This is a genomic window from Variovorax sp. TBS-050B (assembly GCF_029893635.1).
In the GTDB taxonomy this organism is placed as follows: Bacteria; Pseudomonadota; Gammaproteobacteria; order Burkholderiales; family Burkholderiaceae_C; genus Variovorax.
This window is the reverse complement of sequence record NZ_JARXYR010000002.1, coordinates 2457038-2478633: the sequence shown is the minus strand read 5'-3', so window position 1 is coordinate 2478633 and position 21596 is coordinate 2457038. Positions and strand designations below refer to the sequence as shown.

Sequence of the window (21596 nt, the reverse complement as noted above, 5' to 3'; positions counted from 1 at the left end):
CCGGGGCCGGGTTCGAGCGCATGCGGAATCACGCGTTTTTCAACACATGCGCAGTGCAAAGGCGAGCGGCCGCCACCTTATTGCAACAAAAAGAATTACTTGATAAGAAAATTGCACTCTATTTATGAATATCGTGCAATTCACCAAAAACTGCGCAGCCCGCCCCCGCCAGCTGACAATTGATTTGGCGGGAATGTAAATAGATCAGCGCTACCGCTGGACTTTTCTATATTCGGAAATGCTGCCCGTCACCGGTGAGCGGGCAAAAAGGGTCTTCCTGTCCTCGCCATAGGTCAGCCGGATAGGAATGGTCTTCCCCTTGAAGGCATAGATGAGGTCGACGGTGCCATCGCCCAGGGTGTAGACGCCCGGCACTCTCCTGCCCGCCGCGGAGATGCTGGTGGTCTGGCCGTCGGCCTTGAACTCCATCCAGTCCTTGGCATGTCCATCCGGATCGCGCGTCAACTCCCAGGTGCCGACGAGCCACTCGTTGTCGGCGCTGACGGCCTGAGCGCTGAAGACCGCGGCGGCGAGCACGAGACCGGCAAGAAGAAGTTTTCGGGCAAAGCTGAACATGCGGGCTCCTGTGTCGCCGGAGGGGAAACGTGGCGCGGGGATGGTAGCCGCTTGCATCGATCTGGGCGAACGCCGCGCCCGCGCCTTGAAAGTCCATCGATTGCCCTTATGATTAGCACTCGCTGCTGACGAGTGCTAGCAACATCGCCTCGCGTCAGCCGATGGGCCGCCGACGCTTCGCGGCGCCCGACCCCAACCCCGTTTCTTATCCAGGAGATGCAATGAAACTTCGTCCTTTGGCCGATCGCGTGATCGTCAAGCGTGTTGACAGCGAAACCAAGACCGCCTCGGGCATCGTCATTCCCGACGCAGCGGCAGAGAAGCCGGACCAGGGCGAAGTCCTGGCCGTGGGCCCGGGCAAGCGCAACGACAAGGGCGAACTGACCGCACTGACCGTCAAGGTCGGCGACCGCGTCCTGTTCGGCAAGTACAGCGGCCAGACCGTCAAGGTCGGCGGCGACGAACTGCTCGTCATGAAGGAAGACGACCTGTTCGCGGTCGTCGAAGCCAAGTAATTCGCGGGACCCGATCCCCTAACTTTTCCGGAGTAAACAAAACATGGCAGCAAAAGACGTAGTCTTCGGCGGTGAAGCCCGCGCACGCATGGTCGAAGGCGTGAACATTCTCGCCAACGCCGTCAAGGTGACCCTGGGCCCCAAGGGCCGCAACGTGGTGCTCGAGCGCTCCTTCGGCGCCCCCACCGTGACCAAGGACGGCGTGTCGGTCGCCAAGGAAATCGAACTCAAGGACAAGCTCCAGAACATGGGCGCGCAGCTCGTGAAGGAAGTGGCCTCGAAGACCTCGGACAACGCCGGTGACGGCACCACCACCGCCACCGTGCTGGCCCAGGCGATCGTTCGCGAAGGCTTCAAGTACGTGGCCGCCGGCATCAACCCGATGGACCTGAAGCGCGGCATCGACAAGGCCGTGACGGCCCTGGTCGAAGAGCTGAAGAAGGCTTCGAAGCCCACCACCACCTCGAAGGAAATCGCGCAAGTCGGCTCGATCTCGGCCAACAGCGACGAAACCATCGGCAAGCTCATCGCCGACGCGATGGACAAGGTCGGCAAGGAAGGCGTGATCACCGTCGAAGACGGCAAGTCGCTCGAGAGCGAACTCGACGTCGTCGAAGGCATGCAGTTCGACCGCGGCTACCTGTCGCCCTACTTCATCAACAACCCCGAGAAGCAATCGGCGCTGCTCGACAACCCCTTCGTGCTGCTGTTCGACAAGAAGATCAGCAACATCCGCGACCTGCTGCCCACGCTGGAGCAGGTTGCCAAGGCCGGCCGTCCGCTGCTGATCATTGCCGAAGAAGTCGAAGGCGAAGCCCTGGCGACGCTGGTGGTCAACACGATCCGCGGCATCCTGAAGGTCGTGGCCGTCAAGGCGCCCGGCTTCGGCGACCGCCGCAAGGCCATGCTCGAAGACATCGCCATCCTCACGGGCGGCAAGGTCATCGCCGAGGAAGTGGGCCTCACGCTCGAGAAGGTGACGCTGGCCGACCTGGGTCAGGCCAAGCGCATCGAAGTGGGCAAGGAAAACACCATCATCATCGACGGCTCGGGCGCTGCTGCCGACATCGAAGCCCGCGTGAAGCAAGTGCGCGTGCAGATCGAGGAAGCCACGAGCGACTACGACCGTGAAAAGCTGCAAGAGCGCGTGGCCAAGCTGGCCGGCGGCGTGGCAGTGATCAAGGTCGGCGCCGCCACCGAAGTCGAAATGAAGGAAAAGAAGGCACGCGTCGAAGACGCCCTGCACGCCACCCGCGCTGCAGTGGAAGAAGGCGTGGTGGCCGGCGGCGGCGTGGCGCTGCTGCGCGCCAAGCAGGCCGTGGGCGACAAGGTCAAGGGCGACAACGCCGACCAGGACGCCGGCATCAAGCTGGTGCTCAAGGCCATCGAAGCGCCCCTGCGCGAGATCGTGAACAACGCCGGCGGCGAAGCCTCGGTGGTGGTGAACGCAGTGCTGGCCGGCAAGGGCAACTACGGCTTCAATGCTGCCAACGACAGCTACGGCGACATGCTCGAGCTGGGCATCCTGGACCCGACGAAGGTGACCCGCACCGCGCTGCAGAACGCCGCATCGGTCGCTTCGCTGCTGCTGACGACCGAAGCCATGGTCGCCGACGCACCGAAGGACGAGGCACCTGCCGGCGGCGGCATGCCCGACATGGGCGGCATGGGTGGCATGGGCGGCATGGGGATGTAACTGGGTCGCCCCCAGGCTGCGCGGCACTTCGTGTCCGCTGCGCCAACCCCCGTCCGGGGGCGACACCTGCGGACCGGCGGAGCCGGATCCGCGGTGTCTCCCGAACGAAAAAACCCGTCTCCGACGGGTTTTTTTATGGGCGTTCGGTGGGTTGTTCGAATTGCGTGCACAGAACGGCGTAGAGAATGCGGAAGCGCGCAAGGCGCGGCGCGTGCGCGCTGCGGTCCGCCGTCGGCGCGAGCCGCTGCGTCACGGGGGGCTGCGTGCAGACCTGCGCCACGCTCCCGCCGTCGGCGAGCCACGCGAGCCTTGCCGCGCCGAGCGCGCCGCCGGTCTCGCCGCCCGCGTAGCGCGTGAGCGTCACGCCGAAGATGTCGGCCAGCAACTGGCCCCACCACGCGCTGCGCGCGCCGCCGCCGACGAGCGCAAGCTCGGAGAGCGGCATGTCGTCCGGAAGGCGCAGGGTGTCGAAGCCGTCGCGCAGGCCGAAGCCCACGCCCTCGGCCACGGCGTAGGCGATGTGGGCGGGGCCGTGCGCATGCGTGAGCCCGAACAGCACGCCCTGTGCATGCGGATCGTTGTGCGGCGAGCGCTCGCCCGAGAGGTAGGGCAGGAAGAGCGGGCAGCGCGCACGCGCTTCGGGCGCCACCGACGCGGCGGCTGCGAGCAGCGCGGCCTCGTCGGCGAAGCCGAAGGCCTTGCAGGCCCAGCTCACGGCGCTCGCGGCCGAGAGCATCACCGACATCTGGTGCCAGCGCCCCGGCAGTGCGTGACAGAAGGCATGCATCGCCTGCGCCGGGTTCGGCAGGAAGCGGTCGGTCGAAACGAACACCACGCCCGAGGTGCCGAGCGAGACGAAGCCCTGCCCCGGCTCGACCAGTCCCATGCCCACCGCGCTGGCCGCGTTGTCGCCCGCGCCGCCCGCGATCGGCACCCGGCCGCGGGCCAGGCCCCAGCGTGCCGCGAGTTCGGGCCTGAGCCGCGCCGATACCGCACTGCCTTCGACCAGCCGCGGCATCTGCGCGCGCGTGAGGCCCGTGGCCGCCAGCAGTTCGTCGGACCAGTCGCGCGCGCCCACGTCGAGCCACAGCGTGCCCGCCGCGTCGGACATCTCGCTGACGGCTTCGCCGCTCAGCATGAAGCGCAGCCAGTCCTTCGGCAGCAGCACGCGCGCGATGCGCGCGAAGACCTCGGGCTCATGCGCCCGCACCCACATCAGCTTGGGCGCCGTGAAGCCCGGCATCGCGAGGTTGCCGGCGATCTCGCCGAGCCGCGGCACCGCGCGCGCAAGTGCCTCGCATTGCGCGCCGCTGCGGCCGTCGTTCCAGAGGATCGCGGGCCGCAGCACCTCGCCCGCCGCATCGAGCAAGGTGGCGCCATGCATCTGGCCCGAGAGACCGATCGCGCGCACGGCGGCCATCGCCTCGGGCTGCGACGCGGCCAGCGTGCGCATCACCTCCTCGAGCGCCTGCCACCACTGCGCGGGCGCCTGCTCCGACCACAGCGGCCGCGGCCGATCGACGGTGAGCGCCGCGCGCGCCACGCCCACGACGCGGTGGTCCTCGGCGAGCAGCAGCGCCTTGAGTTCGGAAGTGCCGAGATCGAGCCCCAGGTACAAGATGATTCCTCGCTGGTATTTCAGTGATCCATGGCGCCGCGCGCCGCCGCCGTCGCGCCCCTCGGACGGTCCAGGCCGGCGAGCGCAGCGAAGCCTCCAGGGCACCCGCGGAACCGGCTCCGCCGGGCCGCCGGGTGCGCCCCCCTCCCGCCGAAGGCGAGAGAGGGGGGAGCCGCGAAGCGGCATGGGGGGTGCTTCATCTACCCGAAACGCGTGTCGGCCTGGCGCCGGAACTCGCTCGGGGTCATGCCCTTGATCTCGAGAAAACGCCGGTTGAAGTTGGCCACGTTGTTGAAGCCGACCTGGTAGCAGATGTCGGTCACGTAGTGGTCGGTCTGCATCAGCAGATGGCAGGCGCTGTTGATGCGCACGCGGTTGACGAAGTCGGTGAAGCTGTTGCCCGTCGCGCGGCGGAAGAAGCGGCTGAAGCGGCTCTCGCTCATGCCGAGCTCGGCCGCCACGTCGGCCATCGAGATCGGTTCGGTCAGGTTGTTGGTGATGCGGTTGACGATGTCGTTGATCTGGTCCACCTGCGCATCGCCGTCGCTGCCCTGCGCGCCCTGCATCTGCACGCTCGAGAGCAGCCGGTAGTCGGTGCATTGCGCGAGGTCGGCCATGAATTCGAAGAACAGCCCGAGCCGGCGCGTGCCACGTGCGGCCTTGATGCGGTCCCAGTGCGCCTGCGCCTGCTGCGACATGCCGAAGAACTCGATGCCGTGGCGCGCGCGCTCGAGCAGCTGCATCACCTCGCGCAACTCGGGAATCACCGCCGCGGCGCTCTCGATCGGCTCGTGGCGGAACTGGATCACGCGGTCGCGCCCGGCCGCGCCGCCTTCGGGCACGTCGAGCGAGATCCAGTTGTGCGGCAGCCGCGGCCCGCAGAGCACGAGATGCCCGGGCTGGAACGGACCGATCCAGTCGCCGATGAAGGCCTTGCCCGAGGTCTCGGTGATCAGGTGCAGCTCGTAATCCTCATGGAAATGCCAGCGCACGAGCGGGCTCGGAAAGCCGTGCGCGAGGCAGCGCACCAGGCCGGTCTCCTCGGGCGCCTCGTAGCCCAGCGAGGGCGAACGCGCGAAATCGCGTTCCAGCTCGGGATGGCGCTGGCGCGGGATCGAACGTTTGCGGGTGGATGTCGTCATGGCGGCCTGCTCGCAAGACAAGGAACGGCGGACTTCTTCAGGCCCCCTGCTGCGCGAGCGCGGCCTCGACGGCCGCGAGCGTCGGCGGATCGGCGCCCTCGCGCGTGCAGTTGAGCGCGGCGGCGGTGGCGGCGAAGCGCATCACCGTGCGCCACGCGTCGTCGCCCAGTTCGACCAGCCGCGCGGGATGCTCCACGCCCTGCGCGAGCAGCGCGACCGAGAGCCCGGCGGTGAAGGTGTCGCCCGCGCCGATGGTGTCGACCACCTCGACGCGCGGCGCCGCCACGGCCAGCGGCGCGTGGCCGGTGCGCCAGAGCGTGGCCCCGGCGCCGCCCTGCGTGACGACCACCGCGCGCGCGCCCGCCTGCAGGCATTGCGCCGCGAGTACATCCACCGGCTGGCCGGGCGCGAGCAGCTCGGCATCCTCGTCGCTGAGCTTGACGAGGTCCGCCAGCGCGAACCATTCGGCCATGCGCGCCCGGTAGGCCGCCATGTCGGGAATCAGGCTCGGCCGCACGTTGGGGTCGAACACGATCACGCAGCGCCCCGCATTGGCCGCCACGAGCTCGGCGATGTGCGTCGCGGCAGGCTCCTGCAGCAGCGAGATCGAGCCAAAGTGCAGGAAACGGCATTCCGCCGGCAGCTGCGGCAACGGCTCGGGCGCCCAGGTGGCGTCGGCGCTGCCGTGCGTGTAGAAGGCATAGCGGTTGGTCTGGGGCGTGCGTTCGACGAAGGCCAGCGTCGAGGGCGCGGCGCTGCGCAGGATGAAGCGCGTGTCGACGCCGTTGCGCGCCAGAAAGGCCATCAGCCGCTCGCCGAACAGGTCGGTCGAGAGCTGTGTGAGAAAGCCGGTCGGCTGTCCGAGGCGGGCGCAGGCCACGGCGGTGTTGAGCGGCGATCCGCCCTCGTGGCCGAGGAACGCCAGGGCGCCGGCTTGGCTGGCGGTGAAATCGATCAGGGCTTCGCCCGTGAGTGCAATGCGCATGGTGGGTGAATTCTCGGCCAGGTCAGCGCAAGGCGCTCGCATCGGCGAGGAAGCCGCGTTCGGCCTCCAGCGTGGGGGGATGGTCGAGCAGCGCGGGCAGCAGGCGCGGCGGGATCGTGATCGCGCCCACGCCCAGCGCGAGCAGCGACAGATACGCCTCGCGCGAACGCACGCTCGCCACGAGCAGCCGCGTGCCCGATGCGGGCCGCTGCGCCACCAGCGACTGCATGCGCGCGATCAGCCCGAGCCCGTCGATGCCGGCATCCTCGAGCCGCCCGAGGTACGGCGCCGCATAGGCCGCGCCCAGCTGTGCGGCGAAGTGCGCCTGCTCGGCCGCGTAGACCGCGGTCCAGGTGACGGGCACGCCCTCGGCGATCAGCTGCGCGCCGGCCGCGAGGCCCTGGCGCGTGGCGGGGATCTTCACCACCAGCTGGCCGGGCTCGAACTGCGCGTGCAGCGCGCGCGCATCGTCGAGCATGCCGTCCACGTCGCTCGAATACACCTGCGCCTGCACCTGCCGCGCGCCGAGCGCGATGCAGCGCTTCAGCAGCCCCGGCACTCCGGCGCGGTCGACGCCGGCGCGCCGCAGCAGCGTCGGATTGGTGGTCACGCCATGCACCACCGGATGCGGCAGGCAGGCCTCCAGCTCCGCGATGTCGGCGCTGTCGAGGTAGAGATGGAAATCGCTGTTCATCGCGCGCCGCCTTCAGCTCATCACGTTGCCGCCGTCGACGTTGAGCGTCTGCGCCGTGATGTAGCGCGCCTCGTCGCTGGCCAGGAACACCGCCGCGCCCGCGATGTCGGCCGGCACGCCCATGCGGCCGAGCGGCACCTCGAGCCCCACGCGGCGCTTCTTCTCGCCGGGCGGCAGGCCCTCGGCGCGGGCGAACAGGCTGTCGACGTGGTCCCACATCGGCGTGTCGACCACGCCGGGCGCGATGCCGTTGACGCGGATGCCGTGCGGCGCCATCGCGAGCGCCGCGCTCTGCGTGTAGCTGATGACCGCGGCCTTGGTGGCGCAGTAGTGCGACACCAGCGCCTCGCCGCGGCGCCCTGCCTGCGAGGCCATGTTGATGACCGACGCGCCCTGCGTGCCCGCCTCGACCATGTGGCGCAGCACCGCCTGCATGACGAAGAACATGCCCTTCACGTTGACCGCGAACAGCCGGTCGAACGAGGCCTCGTCGCTGTCGAGCAGCGGCGCGAGGTCGAACACGGCGGCGTTGTTGAACAGCGTGTGGATCGGGCCGAAGGCGACCTGCGCTTCCGCGAGCAGGTGCGCGATCGCCTGCATGTCGGTGACGTCGCCCGCGATGTAGGCGAGCCGCTCGGGATGGCGCTGCAGCAGCGCGCGCACCGCCTCGGGTGCGGCCTGTGCGCGATCGACCACGCTGCAGCGCGCGCCCTCGGCGATGCAGGCTTCGGCCACCGCCAGGCCGATGCCGCCGCCGGCACCGGTCAACAGCACGTGGCGGTTCTTGAGACGTTCGCTCATGCTTGCACTCCTGTCTTCACGAGATCCTGCACGCGCACGCTCGCGGCGCGCACGGCATCGACGAGCCGCGCGTCGCCGGCGACCGGGCCCCAGAGCGCCACGTCGTCGCACAGCGCGCGCACCGGATCGGCCGCCGCGCAGATCGCATGCGCCGCCGCCTCGTCCATGCCCTGGTCCTGGTAGGCGTAGGGCAGCGCACCGCGATGCCAGCGCTGCAGAAAGGCGAAGAACAGCGCGGGCAGCACTGCCACGCTGTCGATGGGCCGGCCCGCCGCGAGCCGCTCGCGCACCGTGGGCGCGATGAAGCCGGGAATCTTCGAGAAGCCGTCGGCGGCCACGCGCTGGTTGGTGTCACGAATCGCGGGATTGCCGAAGCGGTCGAGCACCACGTCGCGGTAGGCGGCCAGGTCGATCGGGCTGGGGCTCAGGCAGGGGATCACGTCGTCGGTGACGTAGTCGAAGGCCATCTTGCGGATCGCGGGGTGATGCGTGCCTTCGTGGATGAAGGAGAGCCCCAGCAGCGTGCCGGCCCAGGCGATGCAGCTGTGGCTGGCATTGAGGATGCGGATCTTCGCCTCTTCATAGGGCTGCACCGAGGCGACCAGCTCGACGCCCACGCGGCCCCAGTCAGGCCGTCCCGCGGCGAAGTCGTCCTCGATCACCCACTGGATGAAGTGCTCGCCGGTGATCGCGGCCGCGTCATCGCGCCCGGTGGCGGCCTTCACGCGCGCGCGCAGCTCGGGCGGCGGCCGCGGCGTGATGCGGTCGACCATCGCGTTCGGGCAGCGGGTGTTCGCGCCGACCCACGCGAGCAGCCTCGCGTCGCCCACGCGCTCGATGAATTCGAGCAGGCCAGCGCGGAAGCGGTCGCCGTTGTGGCGCAGGTTGTCGCAGTTGAGCAGCGTCACCGCGCCCGCTCCGGCCGCGCTGCGCGCGCGCAGGATCGCGCAGAGGGCGCCATAGATCGTCACGCCCGCGCTGCCGCCGGATTCGCCACGGCGTGCGCGCTCGATGTCGGCCGCGAGTTCGGCGAACGAGAGGTCCAGCTTGCCGTGCGTGTCGAGGTAGTAGCCGGCCTCGGTCACGGTGAACGAGACGATGCGCGTCGACGGCGCCGCGCCGCGCGCGATCACCGCGGCGAGCGAGGGCTCCCAGGGCAGCACCTCGCGGATCGCGCCGATCTCTTCATAGCGGTACTCGCCCGCGGGCGACACGGTTTCGAGCGTGTAGCGGCCGCCCTGCGCGCGCAGCGCCTCGACGACCTCGGCCATGTCGGGCCGGATGTTGGCGCCCGAGAGCGACCAGCGCGCGTCGCCCGCATCGATCAGCCGCTGCAGGTAGACGGCCTGGTGGGCGCGGTGGAAGGAGCCGAGCCCGAGGTGGAGCACCACGAACTCCGACGGCGCCGATGGAAGGGGCGCCAGAGGCGCTGCTGCGAGGGTCACGGGAAATGTCCGGATGAAGGGAGAAGAAGAAAAACTCAGGCCCGGATCGCGCGGCCTTCGCGGTTGAAGAGATGCAGCACGCTCGGTTCGAGCTCCACCGCCACTTCGTCGCCCGCATGCAGCGGCGTGCGTTCGTTCTGGCGCGCGATCAGCGGCACGCCGGCCACGTCGACGTGGATCAGCGTGTCGGCGCCGAGCGCCTCGATCAGCTCCACGCGGCCCGGCACGCCCGCGGCCGCGGCCTGCTTCGCATGCACGCGCAGCCCCTCGGGCCGCACGCCGAGGAAGCCGTCGCCCGGCAGGCGCCCGCCGGTCGCGGCCGAGAAGCTCGGGATCGCATCCGCGGCCACCATGTTCATCGAAGGCATGCCGATGAACTGCGCGACGAAGCGGTTGGCAGGCCGGTCGTAGAGCTCGAGCGGCGTTCCCACCTGCTCGATCAGGCCGTCCTTGAGCACCACCACCCGGTCGGCCAGCGTCATCGCCTCGACCTGGTCGTGCGTGACGTAGATCGTGGTCGCGCCGAGCGCGCGGTGCAGCTTGTGGATCTCGACCCGCGTGTTGCCGCGCAGTGCCGCGTCGAGGTTCGACAGCGGCTCGTCGAACAGGAACACCTTGGGCGCGCGCACGATCGCCCGGCCGATCGCCACGCGCTGGCGCTGGCCGCCCGAGAGATCCTTGGGCAGCCGGTCGAGGTACTGCGTGAGGTTGAGCGTCTTCGCCGCGTGCTCGACCTTGGTCTTGATCTCGGCCCTGGAGACGCCCGCGAGCTTGAGCGCGAAGGACATGTTGTCGTACACGCTCATGTGCGGATAGAGCGCGTAGCTCTGGAACACCATCGCCAGGTCGCGCTTGCCCGAGGGCGCGAAGGTGATGTCCTTGCCGTCCAGCAGCAGCTTGCCGCTGCTGATGGGTTCGAGCCCCGCAATCAGCCGCAGCAGCGTCGACTTGCCGCAGCCCGAAGGCCCGACGAAGACGATGAATTCGCCCTTCCGGATTTCGAGGTCGACGCCCTTGATGATGTGGACGTCGCCGAAGCTCTTCTGGATGTTCTGGAGTTCGAGGTAGGCCATGAAATGTCTCCCTTGCTTTACTTGACGGCGCCGAAGGTCAGGCCCTGCACCAATTGCTTCTGGCTGAACCAGCCGAACACCACGATCGGCGCGATGGCCATCAGCGAGGCGGCCGAGAGCTTGGCCCAGAACAGCCCTTCGGGGCTCGAATACGAGGCGATCAGCGTCGCGAGCGTGCCGGCCTTGGCGGAACTGAGGTTGAGCGCCCAGAAGGCCTCGTTCCAGCTCAGCACCAGGCACAAGAGGCCGGTCGATGCGAGGCCGCCCACCGACAGCGGCAGCACCACGTGGCGGAACTCGGTCCACAGGCTCGCGCCGTCCATGCGCGCGGCCTCGAGGATCTCGTTCGGAATGTCCTTGTAGGCGCTGTAGAGCATCCACACCATGATCGGCAGGTTCGACAGCGTGAAGACGATGGTCAGCGCGGTGAGCGAGTCCAGCAGGCCCGCGGTCTGCGCGAGCACGTAGATCGGCACCAGCGCGCCCACGGCCGGCATCATCTTGGTGGAGAGCATCCACATCAAAATGTCGCGCGTCCTGCGCGTGCGGAAGAAGGCCATCGAATACGCCGCCGGCGCCGCGATCAGCAGGCCCAGGATGGTCGAGCCCAGGCTGGTGACGAGCGAGTTGCGCGCATACAGCAGGTAGTCGCTGCGCCGCTGCACTTCGCCGAAGTTGTCGAGCGTGGGCTCGAAGACGAAGAGCGGCGGCACGTGGATCGCCTGCAGCTCGGTCTTGAAGGCCGTGAGGAACAGCCAGCCGAGCGGGAAGAACAACAAGAGCGCAACCGCCCACGCACCCACGGTGCGCAGCAGCTGCGGAAAAAAATTGCTGGGTGGCATCTCGCGCTCCTTGCTCAGTCGAGGTTCTTGCCGATGATGCGGATCAGGAACACCGCCACGATGTTGGCCAGCACCACCGCGAACAACGCGCCGGCCGAGGCCACGCCCACGTCGAAGTTCATCAGCGACTGCTTGAAGATCAGGTAGGTCATGTTGGTGCTCTCGTTGCCCGGGCCGCCGTTGGTGGTGATGGCGATCTCGGCGAACACGCTGAGCAGGAAGATCATCTCGATCATGATCACCACCGCCATCGGCCGCGCGAGATGCGGCACGGTGAGATAGAAGAAGCGCTGGAATGCGCTCGCGCCGTCCATGCGCGCGGCTTCCATCTGCTCGCGGTCGAGCGACTGCAGCGAGGTGATGAAGATCAGGCAGGCGAACGGCAGCCACTGCCAGGCCACCATGACGATCACCGACAGCAGCGGCACCTCGGTGAGCCAGTCCACGGGCTGCGCGCCGAACAGGCGCCACAGGTCGGCCAGGATGCCGTAGATCGGGTTCATCATCATGTGCTTCCACAAGAGCGCGTTGACCGCGGGCATGACGAAGAACGGCGAGATCAGCAGCACGCGCACGATGCCGCGCCCCGGGAACGGCTCGTTGACCAGCAGCGCGAGCAGCACGCCGAGCACCACGGTGATGACGATCACGCTGCCGATCAGAAGCAGCGTGTTCCACGTCGCCGGCCAGAAGTCGGGATCGGTGACGAAGTAGTGAAAGTTCTCGATGCCCGCGAAGCTGCGCTCGCCGGGCTGCATGAGGTTGTAGTTCACGAAGGAGAAGTACAACGTCATCGCCAGCGGCACGATCATCCAGAGGAAGAGCGTGAGCACGGCGGGCGCCATGAGGGCGCGGGGCAGGAGTCGTTTCATGAGGCGGTCCTTCTTGTTGTCTCTGGCTCCTTCCCCCTCTGGGGGAAGGTGGGATGGGGGCTCGCTGCTCAGGCATGGCGCGTGCAGAAGCGCCGCGCGCCCCCACCCCGACCCTCCCCCAGCGGGGGAGGGAGCAAGTCCCGGAGGCTCACTTGTAGTAGCCAGCTTTCTTCATCTCCCGCTCCGCCGCCGTCTGCGACGTCTTCAGTGCCTGGTCGACGGTGACCTTGCCCGACAGCGCCGCGCTCATCTGCTGGCCCACCGCCACGCCGATGGCCTGGAACTCGGGGATGGCGGCGTACTGCACGCCCACGTACGGCGACTTGGGCAACGTGCTGTCGCTGAGGTTGGCGCTGTCGATCGCCTTCTTCTCGGCGGCGGCGAACTTCGCGGCCTTCTGGAACTCGGGGTTGGCGTAGGTCGACTTGCGCGTGCCGGTGGGCACCGTGCCCCAGCCGTGCTCCTTGGCCACGAGGTTGATGTACTCCTTGGACGTCGCCCACTTCACGAAGGTCTGCGCGGCCGCGCCCTTGGTCGAGCTGGCGGGGATCGCCAGGTTCCAGGTCCAGAGCCAGTTGGCGCCCTTGGGCGTCACGGCGACGGGCGCCTGCGCGAAGGCCACCTTGTCGGCCACCTTCGACTGCTTCGGATCGCTGATGAAGGAGGCCGCGATGGTCGCGTCCACCCACATGCCGCACTTGCCCTCGTTGAAGAGCGCGAGGTTCTCGTTGAAGCTGTTGGCCGAGGCGCCAGGCGGGCCGTAGGACTTCATCAGGTCGACGTAGAAGCCGATCGCGTCCTTCCAGGGCTTGGTGTCGATCTGCGGCTTCCACTGCATGTCGAACCACTGGCCACCGTGGGTGTTGACCAGCGTGGTCAGGAAGGCCATGTTGTCGCCCCAGCCCGGCTTGCCGCGCAGGCACATGCCGTACACGCCGGCCTTCGGGTCGTGGATCTTGCCGGCCAGTTCCTTCACCTGCGCCCAGGTGGGCTGCTCGGGCATCTGGAAGCCCACCTTGTCGGCCAGGTCCTTGCGGTACATGAGCATCGAGCTTTCGCCGTAGAAGGGCGCCGCGTAGAGCTTGCCGTCGTAGGAGAGGCCGGCGCGGATCGCGGGCAGCAGGTCGTCGGCGTCGTAGGCGGCATCGGTGGCGATGGGCTGCAGCCAGCCCTTCTTCGACCAGATCGGCGCCTCGTACAGGCCGATGGTCATCACGTCGAACTGGCCGCCCTTGGTGGCGATGTCGGTGGTCACGCGCTGGCGCAGCACGCCCTCTTCCAGCGTCACCCACTTGAGCTTGATGTCGGGATTCGCCTTCTCGAAGAAGGGCGTCAGCTTCTGCATCTCGATCATGTGGCCGTTGTTCACGGTCGCGATGACGAGTTCGGTGGCGGCCTGGGCGACGAGCCCGCTGCCGGCAAGCGCGAGGACGAGGCCCGCTTTCAGAAAACGCTTCATGTTGTCTCCTAGAGGTGAGCGACGCCCTGTGCCGGGTCGCCGTGGGCGGATTCTGGAGAAACGCGCTTGCGGCTTTGGTACTGCCGCAGGCACCGCCGGTACTTTCTTGCACCGATTGGCTAGTGAATTCCCTAGTTGATGCAATACAGCATGGAAAATGCCAGCCGAAAGCGTTCGTGCGCGGCGCCTTGTCTCAGCCGCCGCCCAGCAGCTGGCGCCGCAGCTGCGCCGCGGCCGGCGACAGCGTGCGGTCCAGCCGCGTGATGAGGCAGATCGGCGGCACGCGCACCGGCGGCAGTGCCAGCGGCACCGTCTGCAACACGCCCAGCCGCGCATAGTGGCTGGCCTGCGAGGCCGGCATCACGGCCGCCATGTCGGAGTTCTCCAGCAGCGCCGTGGTGGCGATCGGCGATGCCGTTTCGATGATGTCGAGCCGCGCCTGGATGCCCGCCTCGCGCATCGCGGCCTCGAAGCGCCCGCGCTGCGGCGAGCCGGGCGGCTGCAGCACCCACGACCAGCTCGCCATGTCCGCCAGCGTGACCGGCGTGCGCGCGAACACCGGGTGCCCGGCCCGCACCACGACCACCTGCGCCTCGCCCAGCAGCGGCACGCTCGCGTACTTCGCTTCGTCGTGGCCCTCGGTCAGGCGGCCCAGCACGAAATCGACCTCGCCCTGCGCCAGCTGCGCCCGGATCACGTCGCTGGTCTCCACCACCACCGACACCGCCACCTGCGGGTGGCGGCGGTGGTACTCCACCAGCGCCGGCGCCAGCAGTTCCGGCACCGCGCCCGGCACGCTGCCCACGCGCAGCGCACCGCTCAGGCCCGAGCGCAGCGCGAGCATCTCCTCGCGCGCGCTGCCGAAGTCGCTGAGCACGCGGCGCGCATAGCGGATCAGGATCTCGCCGTAGGGCGTGGGCTCCATGCCGCGCGCGAGCCGCTCGAAGAGCCGCTCGCCGAGCGCATCTTCCAATTGCTGCAGCAGCTTGGTGGCGGCCGGCTGGCTGATGTTCATGGCCTCGGCCGCACGGCCCAGGTGGCGGTGCGCATCGAGCTTGGCCAGCAGCAGCAGTTGCCGCGGCCGCACATGGAGCATCAGCGAGGTGTCGGTGAGGCCGGTCGTCATGCACAAAAGTATATGGAGGCGCCGGCTTTTTCGATTGGATCGCCTGGCGCAAGCTCCGTAGGCTCGGGGACAAACAAGCCGGAGACAACCCCATGCGCCTTTCTTCTTCCTCGCTCGCCCGCGCGGCCGGCATCGCCGTGCTGGCGCTTGCGGCCGCCACGGCCGGCGCGCAGCCGGCCTACCCCGACAAGCCGGTACGCATCCTCGTCGGCGCCTCGCCGGGCGGCGGCACCGACATCCTGGCGCGGGTGCTGGCGGACAAGTTCGCCCCCGCGCTCAAGCAGCCGGTGACCGTGGAGAACCGGCCCGGCGCTTCCAACACCATCGCGGGCGAACTCGCGGCCCGCGCCGCGGCCGACGGCAGCACGCTGCTGCTGGCCACCAACACGGCACAGGCCGTGGCGCCGCACATCCTCAAGCTCAAGTACGACCCGCTGAAGGACCTCGAGCCCATCGGCCTCGTGGCCGTGATGCCCAACGTGCTCGTGGTCGCCGCCGGCTCGCCCTACCGGTCGGTGAAGGACCTCGTCGCGGCCATGGCCGCGAAGCCCGGCGGCTTCAAGTACGCCTCGTCGGGCATCGGCAGCACCCAGCACGTGGGCGGCGAAGCCTTCAACCTCGCCACCGGCATGAAGTCGATCCACGTGCCCTACAAGGGCAGTTCGCAGGCGCACGTCGACATCATCGGCGGCGAGGTCGACATGATGTTCGACAGCACCTCGTCGGCCATGGGCCAGATCAAGGCCGGCAAGTTCCGCGCGCTCGCCGTGACCGCGCCCGCAGCGCTCGCCCGAGCTGCCCGACGTGCCCACGCTGGCCGAGCAGGGCGTCAAGGGCGCCGACGTGTCGACCTGGTACGGCCTCTACGTGACGGCCGGCACGCCGCGACCGGTGGTCGAGCGGCTGAGCGCCGAACTCACGCGCACGATGAAGCTCGCCGACGTGCAGGCGCGCATCAAGGCGCTCGGCGGCGAGCCCGGCACGCTGACCGGCGAGCCCTTCGCGGCGATGAACAGGCAGGAGTTCGCCCACTACGGCCAGCTCGTGCGCGACGCCAACATCAAGGCCGATTGAGATCCTCTGACAGACAGACAGACAGACAGACAGAAAGAAACGACAGACATGCCCGCCTCCCCCACGACCCCCGCCGCGAACGCCGCCAGGCCCCGCATCGCCGTGCTGCTCGGCGACCCCAGCGGCATCGGCCCCGAGATGGCCGTGAAGCTGCTCGCGCGCCAGCGCAACCTCGATGCCGCGCGCGTGCTGCTGATCGCCGATCCGGTGGTGCTGGCGGCGGGCGAGCGCATCGCGGGCGCGGCACTCGACCCGCTGCGGCTCGATGGCCCGGACGACCTGCGCTTCGAGCCCGGCCGGCCCAGCCTGCTCGCATGCGACTGGATGCACGGCGAGGCGCCGGTGCTCGGCGAATCGAACGCGCGCTCGGGCCGGGCCTCCTTCGAGGCGCTCGAACTCGCCACCGAGACCGTGCGCCGCGGCCGGGCGGACGCGATCCTCTTCGCGCCGCTCAACAAGCATTCGCTGCGGCTCGGCGGGCTGCAGCACGAGGACGAGCTGCGCTACATGCAGGAGCGTTTCGCGGTGCAGGGCTTCGTCTGCGAGTTCAACCTCACGGGCTCGCTCTGGACCTCGCGCGTGACCTCGCACGTGCCGCTCAAGGACGTGGCCGCCCAGATCACCGGAGACGGCGTGTGCGACGCGGTGAGGATCATCGATGCGGCGCTGCGCCGCGCCGGCGTGGCGGCGCCGCGCATCGCGGTCACCGGCCTCAACCCGCATGCCGGCGACGGCGGCTCCATCGGCATGGAGGAGATCGAGATCATCGCGCCGGCCATCGAGCGGCTGCGCGCCGAGGGCCTCGACGCGCGCGGGCCCTTCTCGCCCGACACGGTGTTCATCGGCGCGCGCCGCGGCGACGTGGATGCGGTGGTGTCGATGTACCACGACCAGGGCCAGATCGCTATGAAGCTCATGGGCTTCGAACAGGGCGTGACGCTGCACGGCGGCCTGCCGGTGCCCGTGGCCACGTCGGCGAGCGGCAGCGCCTTCGACATCGCAGGCCAAGGCATCGCGCAGATCGAGGGACTGCAGCAGGCCTTCGACCTGTGCGTGCGCATGGCGGCAGCGGGCGCGCCGCACTGAGGCCGCCAGGCAAAAGGGCCGCTCGCGCGGCCCTCGAAGACATGCGGCGATGCCGCTCAGGCGACCGGCGGCGCGCCGTGCGCGTTGGTCTCGGGCTGCGTGGGCTGCACGAAGAAGTAGATCAGCACCAGGTTGATCAGCGGGATGATCATCAGCAGTTGCAGCCAACCGGACTTGCCGATGTCATGCAGCCGGCGGGCGCCCACGGCGAGCACGGGCAGCAGGAAGCCCAGCGCCGCGATGAAATAGACGTACTGGTGGATCAGGCTCGCGACGACGAGCACCACCACCTCGGCCAGGATGAACCACCAGAACTCCGAACGCGATGCGCGCCCGCTGAAATCGGTGTACTTGGCGAAACAGGTCTTGACCGCTGTTTGAAAATCCATTGATCGACTCCTCTTGATTGACCCCTGGGAAAGTTCCCGGGGCCGATCATATCGAGGCATCTTTCAACGGCAACAACGGCCCGGAACGCTCGTCGTTCCGCAAACAAAAGGCCGCAACCACGGCCTTGGCTCATCGCTTGAGCCGCTCCAGCAGTCCCGCGGTCGATGCATCGAGCCCCGTGATGTCGCCCGTGGCGAGGCGCGGTTCGATGTCCTTCGCGAGCACCTTGCCGAGCTCCACGCCCCACTGGTCGAAGCTGTTGATGCCCCAGAGCGCGCCGCTGGTGAACACGCGGTGCTCGTACATCGCGAGGAAGGCGCCGAGCGATTCGGGCGTGAGTTTCTCGAGCACGAAGAAGGTGCTCGGCCGGTTGCCCGGGAAGTTCTTGTGGCCGCCCGCGTCGAGCTTGCCGACCATCAGCGCCTGGGCCTGCGCCAGGGCGTTGGCGAGCAGCTTCGGATGATGGCCTTCGAGGTCGTGCGCCGCATCGCGCACAGCCACGAACTCGAGCGGGATCACGTCGGTGCCCTGGTGCAGCATCTGGAAATAGGCGTGCTGCCCGTTGGTGCCAGGCTCGCCCCAGAGCACGGGCGAGGTGCCCAGCCCCGGCGGCAGTGCGGCGCCGCTCGCATCGACCTGCTTGCCGTTGCTTTCCATCTCGAGCTGCTGCAGGTAGGCCGGCAGCCGCTTGAGCGCGCTGTGGTACGGCGCGATGCCGCGGCTCGTGAAGCGGTGGAAGTTGCGGTACCAGACGTCGAGCAGGCCCAGGCGCACCGGCAGGTTCTGCGCCAGCGGCGCGGTGCGGAAGTGCTCGTCCATCGCATGCGCGCCCGCGAGCAGGCGCCGGAAGCCGTCGGCGCCGATGGCCAGCGCGATCGGCAGACCGATCGCCGACCACAGCGAATAGCGCCCGCCCACCCAGTCCCAGAAGCCGAAGGTGGTGTCGATGCCGAACTGCTTCGCGGCCTCGACGTTGGTGGTGAGCGCCGCGAAGTGGCCCGCGATGTCGGTGCCGCCCGACTGCTCGTACCAGCGCTTGGCCGAGAGCGCGTTCGCCATGGTCTCGGCCGTGGTGAAGGTCTTGGAGGCGATCAGGAACAGCGTGTGCTCGGGCGCGAGGTCGCGCAGCACGCCCGCGAGTTCATGGCCGTCGACGTTGGAGACGAAATGGAAGCGCTTGCCCGGCGCGGTGAACTCCGCGAGCGCGAGCACCGCCATCTGCGGGCCGAGGTCGGAGCCGCCGATGCCGATGTTGACCACGTCGGTGATCGTGTGGTCGCCGCGCACCTGCTCGGCATAGGCCAGCATCGCGTCGAGGGTGGCGTGCACTTCTTGCAGTTCACCGGCGGTGCGGTTCGACGCGGCGCCGGCCGGCGCGCGCAGCAGCGTGTGCAGCACCGCGCGGTCCTCGGTGTTGTTGACGTGCTCGCCCGCGAACATCGCGTCGCGGTGCGCTTCGAGGCCGCACTCGGTGGCGAGCTTGAGCAGCATCTCCTCGACGCGCACGTCGAGGAGGTTCTTCGACAGGTCGGCGAAGACGTGCGGCGCCTCCTGGCTGAAGCGCGCGAAGCGCCCGGCATCCTCGACGAAGGCATGGCGCAGGTCGAACTGCCGGCCCGCGGTCTCGAAGTAGGACTGCAGTTGCGCCCATGCGGGCGCGCGGTCGCAGCGTTGTTGGGTCGTGGCCATCGTCACTTGCCGCTTTCCTGCATGAGCTTTTCGAGCTTCACGGCATCGGCCGCGAAGGCGCGGATGCCTTCGGCGAGCTTCTCGGTCGCCATCGCGTCCTCGTTGAGCGCGAAGCGGAACGCGGCCTCGTCGTAGCTCAGCTTCGGCACGGGCGCCTGGGCCTTGGCCTTGGCGGCATCGAGCGCATGTTCAAGCGGGTCGCTGCTGGCGGCCAGTTCGGCCAGCAGCTCGGGGCTGATGGTCAACAGGTCGCAGCCGGCGAGTGCGCGGATCTGCCCCACGTTGCGGAAGCTCGCGCCCATCACCTCGGTCTTGATGCCGTGCTGCTTGTAGTAGCCGTAGATCTGGCGCACCGACTTGACGCCGGGGTCGTTGGCGCCGGCGTTCGCGGCCTCGTCCCACTTGGCGCCTTCGGCCTTCTTGTACCAGTCGTAGATGCGGCCCACGAAGGGCGAGATGAGCTGCACGCCCGCTTCGCCGCAGGCCACGGCCTGCGCGAAGGAGAACAGCAGCGTCAGGTTGGTGCGGATGCCCTTCTGCTCGAGCGCGCGGGCCGCCTGGATGCCTTCCCAGGTGGAGGCCACCTTGATCAGCAGGCGCTTCTCGGTGTCGATGCCCTCGGCCTTGTAGAGCGCCACGATGCGCTCGCCGCGGGCGATGGTGGCGGCGGTGTCGAAGGAGAGGCGCGCATCGACCTCGGTAGACACGCGGCCCGGGATGATCGAGAGGATCTCGGTGCCGAAGCGCACCAGCAGGCGGTCGATGACCTCGTCGAGCGGCTTGCCGGCATGCTTCTTGACGGCCTCGTCCAGCAGCGGCCGGTACTCGGGCTTCTGCACCGCCTTCAGGATGAGCGAGGGGTTGGTGGTCGCGTCCTGCGGCTTCGAGATGCTGAGTTGCTTGAAGTCGCCGGTGTCGGCGACCACGGTGGTCCATTGGCGAAGGGCATCGAGTTGGTTCATGGAGAAAGATTATCCGGTCCGGGTGATGACAAGTCCTGCACGCTGTTGCGCCGGGTTCGATGTTTTCATGCGCACCGTAGCATGGCTTTCCCGCGCGTTCCATCGGCCTGGCGCCGAAAGGGTTGTCGCCGGGCCGTGCCCCCTACAGCGGCTGTGGTCCGCCGCTGACGGCGCGGCGGCCCGCGTGCGGCTACCCTGTGCGCTCGCCCCGCCCGCTGCTTCGACCCCTCCAGAGGAGTGCCACGCCCATGCATCTTCGTCGCCACCGATCTTCGGGGCCCGCCGCCAGCCCCGCACCCTTCGACGACCGCCGCACGAGCCGCGCCATCGGCACGCTGGCAACCGCCTTCGTGGTGGGCGGCGTCGCCACCTGGCTCGCGCTCGGCGCGGGACGCACCGCGCGCGCGCAGCTGCCGGGCCCGCCCGACGGCGCGCCGCTGATGCGCGCGCCGCTGCAGGTGGTGGCGCCCGTGGACCTGCAGCGCTATGCCGGCATCTGGCATGAACAGGCCCGTCTGCCGAACCGCTTCCAGAAGCAGTGCACCGGCCCCGTCACTGCCGAATACACGCCCCAGCCCGACGGCACCGTGCAGGTGCGCAACCGCTGCCTGCGCCCGGACGGCAATTTCGACGAGGCCGTGGGCACGGCGCGCGTGGTGCCGGTGGCGGGCCAGCCCGGCGCGGGCCGCCTCGAAGTGCGCTTCGCACCCGCATGGCTCGGCTGGCTGCCGATGGTCTGGGGCGACTACTGGATCTTGAAGCTCGACCGCGACTACCAGGTCGCGCTGGTCGGCACGCCCGACCGCGAGTACCTCTGGGTGCTGTCGCGCGCACCGCGGCTGGAAGACGCCGCTCTGCAGGCCGAGCTGGACTATGCCGCGAGCCTGGGTTTCGACACCGCGAAGGTGGTGCTCACGGCGCGATAGCCGCCGGCAGGTAGCGCCCGAGCTGCGCCGCGAGCGAGGCCGGCCGGGTGCAGTGGATCGCATGCCAGCCGAAGGCGCGCGCCGCCTCCACGTTGGCGGCCGAGTCGTCGATGAAGACCGTCTGCTGCGGCTCGAGCGCATGGCGCACCGCGAGCAGCTCGTAGATCTCGCGATGCGGCTTCATGAACTTCACGTCGCCCGAGAACACGCCGCCGTCGAAGCGCCGCATGAACGCATGCCGGCGCTCGATGGCGCGCGCATAGGGGCCGGGCATGTTCGACAGATAGAACAGGCGCAGCGCCTCGCCCGCATCGCGCCGCGCGAACAACCCTTCGAGCAGTTCGACCGTCACGCCGATGGGCTCGAGGCGCTCGCCGAGCGTGACCAGCATCGCCTCGAGCTTCTCGCGCGGCAGCGTGAGCCGCTGCGCCATGCGTGCGATCGCTTCGTCGAGCGAGCGCGTGCCGCAGTCGAAGCTCAGCCAGTCGTCATGGTGGAAGAGCGCACGGCCGAGCGCCGCGGCAGCGGCCTCGTTCGGGGCGTGTTCGGGAAGATGGGTCTGTACCAGCCGGGTGGGCTCCCAGGCCAGGAGCACGGCGCCAAGATCGAAAACCACGTTCATGGC

The 21596-nt window shown here is 68.8% G+C and carries 20 protein-coding genes and 1 pseudogene; 5 read left to right on the top strand and 16 right to left on the bottom strand.

Going from position 1 to position 21596, the window contains the following annotated elements:
* Positions 1 to 210: 210 nt before the first annotated feature.
* A complete protein-coding gene (locus M2165_RS14515) occupies positions 211 to 576 on the bottom strand; it encodes a hypothetical protein (protein ID WP_280815312.1) in 366 nt (121 codons plus the stop codon).
* 221 nt (positions 577 to 797) lie between these two features.
* On the opposite strand from M2165_RS14515, the gene M2165_RS14510 reads away from it, so the two are divergent.
* A complete protein-coding gene (locus M2165_RS14510; RefSeq protein WP_157612430.1) occupies positions 798 to 1091 on the top strand; it encodes a co-chaperone GroES in 294 nt (97 codons plus the stop codon).
* A 43-nt stretch (positions 1092 to 1134) separates the two neighbouring features.
* A complete protein-coding gene (groL, locus tag M2165_RS14505; RefSeq protein WP_280815311.1) occupies positions 1135 to 2787 on the top strand; it encodes a chaperonin GroEL in 1653 nt (550 codons plus the stop codon).
* 133 nt (positions 2788 to 2920) lie between these two features.
* Here the strand turns inward: groL and xylB are convergent, their stop codons facing one another.
* From xylB to M2165_RS14450, 11 genes are all read right to left on the bottom strand, one after another.
* Complete coding sequence (xylB, locus tag M2165_RS14500) at positions 2921 to 4405, bottom strand: xylulokinase (protein WP_280815310.1); 1485 nt, start codon at positions 4403 to 4405, stop codon at positions 2921 to 2923.
* A 200-nt stretch (positions 4406 to 4605) separates the two neighbouring features.
* Entirely contained in the window at positions 4606 to 5547 is a 942-nt protein-coding gene (locus tag M2165_RS14495; RefSeq protein ID WP_280815309.1) for an AraC family transcriptional regulator, read from the bottom strand.
* 37 nt (positions 5548 to 5584) lie between these two features.
* Positions 5585 to 6532 (bottom strand): carbohydrate kinase, encoded by a 948-nt coding sequence (locus tag M2165_RS14490; RefSeq protein WP_280815308.1) that lies wholly within the window; start codon positions 6530 to 6532, stop codon positions 5585 to 5587.
* Between the two features lie 22 nt (positions 6533 to 6554).
* On the bottom strand, positions 6555 to 7226 hold the full coding sequence (locus M2165_RS14485; protein WP_280815307.1) for a transaldolase family protein: 672 nt from the start codon (positions 7224 to 7226) through the stop codon (positions 6555 to 6557).
* Between the two features lie 12 nt (positions 7227 to 7238).
* A complete protein-coding gene (locus M2165_RS14480) occupies positions 7239 to 8027 on the bottom strand; it encodes an L-iditol 2-dehydrogenase (protein ID WP_280815306.1) in 789 nt (262 codons plus the stop codon).
* Entirely contained in the window at positions 8024 to 9415 is a 1392-nt protein-coding gene (gene dalD / locus M2165_RS14475; protein ID WP_280817542.1) for a D-arabinitol 4-dehydrogenase, read from the bottom strand. Before dalD ends, M2165_RS14480 begins: the two co-directional genes overlap by 4 nt.
* 92 nt (positions 9416 to 9507) lie before the next feature.
* A complete protein-coding gene (ugpC, locus tag M2165_RS14470; protein WP_280815305.1) occupies positions 9508 to 10545 on the bottom strand; it encodes a sn-glycerol-3-phosphate ABC transporter ATP-binding protein UgpC in 1038 nt (345 codons plus the stop codon).
* A 17-nt stretch (positions 10546 to 10562) separates the two neighbouring features.
* On the bottom strand, positions 10563 to 11387 hold the full coding sequence (locus M2165_RS14465) for a carbohydrate ABC transporter permease (RefSeq protein ID WP_280815304.1): 825 nt from the start codon (positions 11385 to 11387) through the stop codon (positions 10563 to 10565).
* Positions 11388 to 11401: 14 nt separating this feature from the next.
* Positions 11402 to 12259, bottom strand: coding sequence for a sugar ABC transporter permease (locus M2165_RS14460; protein ID WP_280815303.1), 858 nt, complete (start codon positions 12257 to 12259; stop codon positions 11402 to 11404).
* A gap of 148 nt (positions 12260 to 12407) precedes the next feature.
* Positions 12408 to 13718: a sugar ABC transporter substrate-binding protein gene (locus M2165_RS14455; RefSeq protein WP_280815302.1), complete on the bottom strand. Its 1311-nt coding sequence runs from the start codon at positions 13716 to 13718 to the stop codon at positions 12408 to 12410.
* 193 nt (positions 13719 to 13911) lie between these two features.
* Complete coding sequence (locus M2165_RS14450; RefSeq protein ID WP_280815301.1) at positions 13912 to 14844, bottom strand: LysR family transcriptional regulator; 933 nt, start codon at positions 14842 to 14844, stop codon at positions 13912 to 13914.
* A gap of 92 nt (positions 14845 to 14936) precedes the next feature.
* Between M2165_RS14450 and M2165_RS14445 the strand changes: the two are divergent.
* Both M2165_RS14445 and M2165_RS14440 read left to right on the top strand, forming a co-directional pair.
* Positions 14937 to 15918 (top strand): annotated as a pseudogene (locus M2165_RS14445) (tripartite tricarboxylate transporter substrate binding protein).
* Positions 15919 to 15966: 48 nt separating this feature from the next.
* The gene (locus M2165_RS14440) at positions 15967 to 17004 is read left to right on the top strand and encodes a 4-hydroxythreonine-4-phosphate dehydrogenase PdxA (RefSeq protein WP_280815300.1); all 1038 of its coding nucleotides are present in this window, start codon (positions 15967 to 15969) and stop codon (positions 17002 to 17004) included.
* 56 nt (positions 17005 to 17060) lie between these two features.
* Here M2165_RS14440 and M2165_RS14435 read toward each other — a convergent pair whose 3' ends face one another.
* From M2165_RS14435 to tal, 3 genes are all read right to left on the bottom strand, one after another.
* The gene (locus tag M2165_RS14435; RefSeq protein WP_280815299.1) at positions 17061 to 17393 is read right to left on the bottom strand and encodes a DUF805 domain-containing protein; all 333 of its coding nucleotides are present in this window, start codon (positions 17391 to 17393) and stop codon (positions 17061 to 17063) included.
* Between the two features lie 130 nt (positions 17394 to 17523).
* Positions 17524 to 19083: a glucose-6-phosphate isomerase gene (pgi, locus tag M2165_RS14430; RefSeq protein ID WP_280815298.1), complete on the bottom strand. Its 1560-nt coding sequence runs from the start codon at positions 19081 to 19083 to the stop codon at positions 17524 to 17526.
* Positions 19084 to 19085: 2 nt separating this feature from the next.
* Positions 19086 to 20045: a transaldolase gene (gene tal, locus M2165_RS14425; RefSeq protein ID WP_280815297.1), complete on the bottom strand. Its 960-nt coding sequence runs from the start codon at positions 20043 to 20045 to the stop codon at positions 19086 to 19088.
* Between the two features lie 248 nt (positions 20046 to 20293).
* Between tal and M2165_RS14420 the strand changes: the two genes are divergently transcribed.
* Positions 20294 to 20971, top strand: coding sequence for a lipocalin family protein (locus M2165_RS14420; protein ID WP_280815296.1), 678 nt, complete (start codon positions 20294 to 20296; stop codon positions 20969 to 20971).
* On the opposite strand, the gene M2165_RS14415 is transcribed toward M2165_RS14420, so the two are convergent.
* Positions 20958 to 21593: an HAD family phosphatase gene (locus M2165_RS14415; protein WP_280815295.1), complete on the bottom strand. Its 636-nt coding sequence runs from the start codon at positions 21591 to 21593 to the stop codon at positions 20958 to 20960. The genes M2165_RS14420 and M2165_RS14415 overlap by 14 nt on opposite strands.
* Between the last annotated feature and the right edge of the window lie 3 nt (positions 21594 to 21596).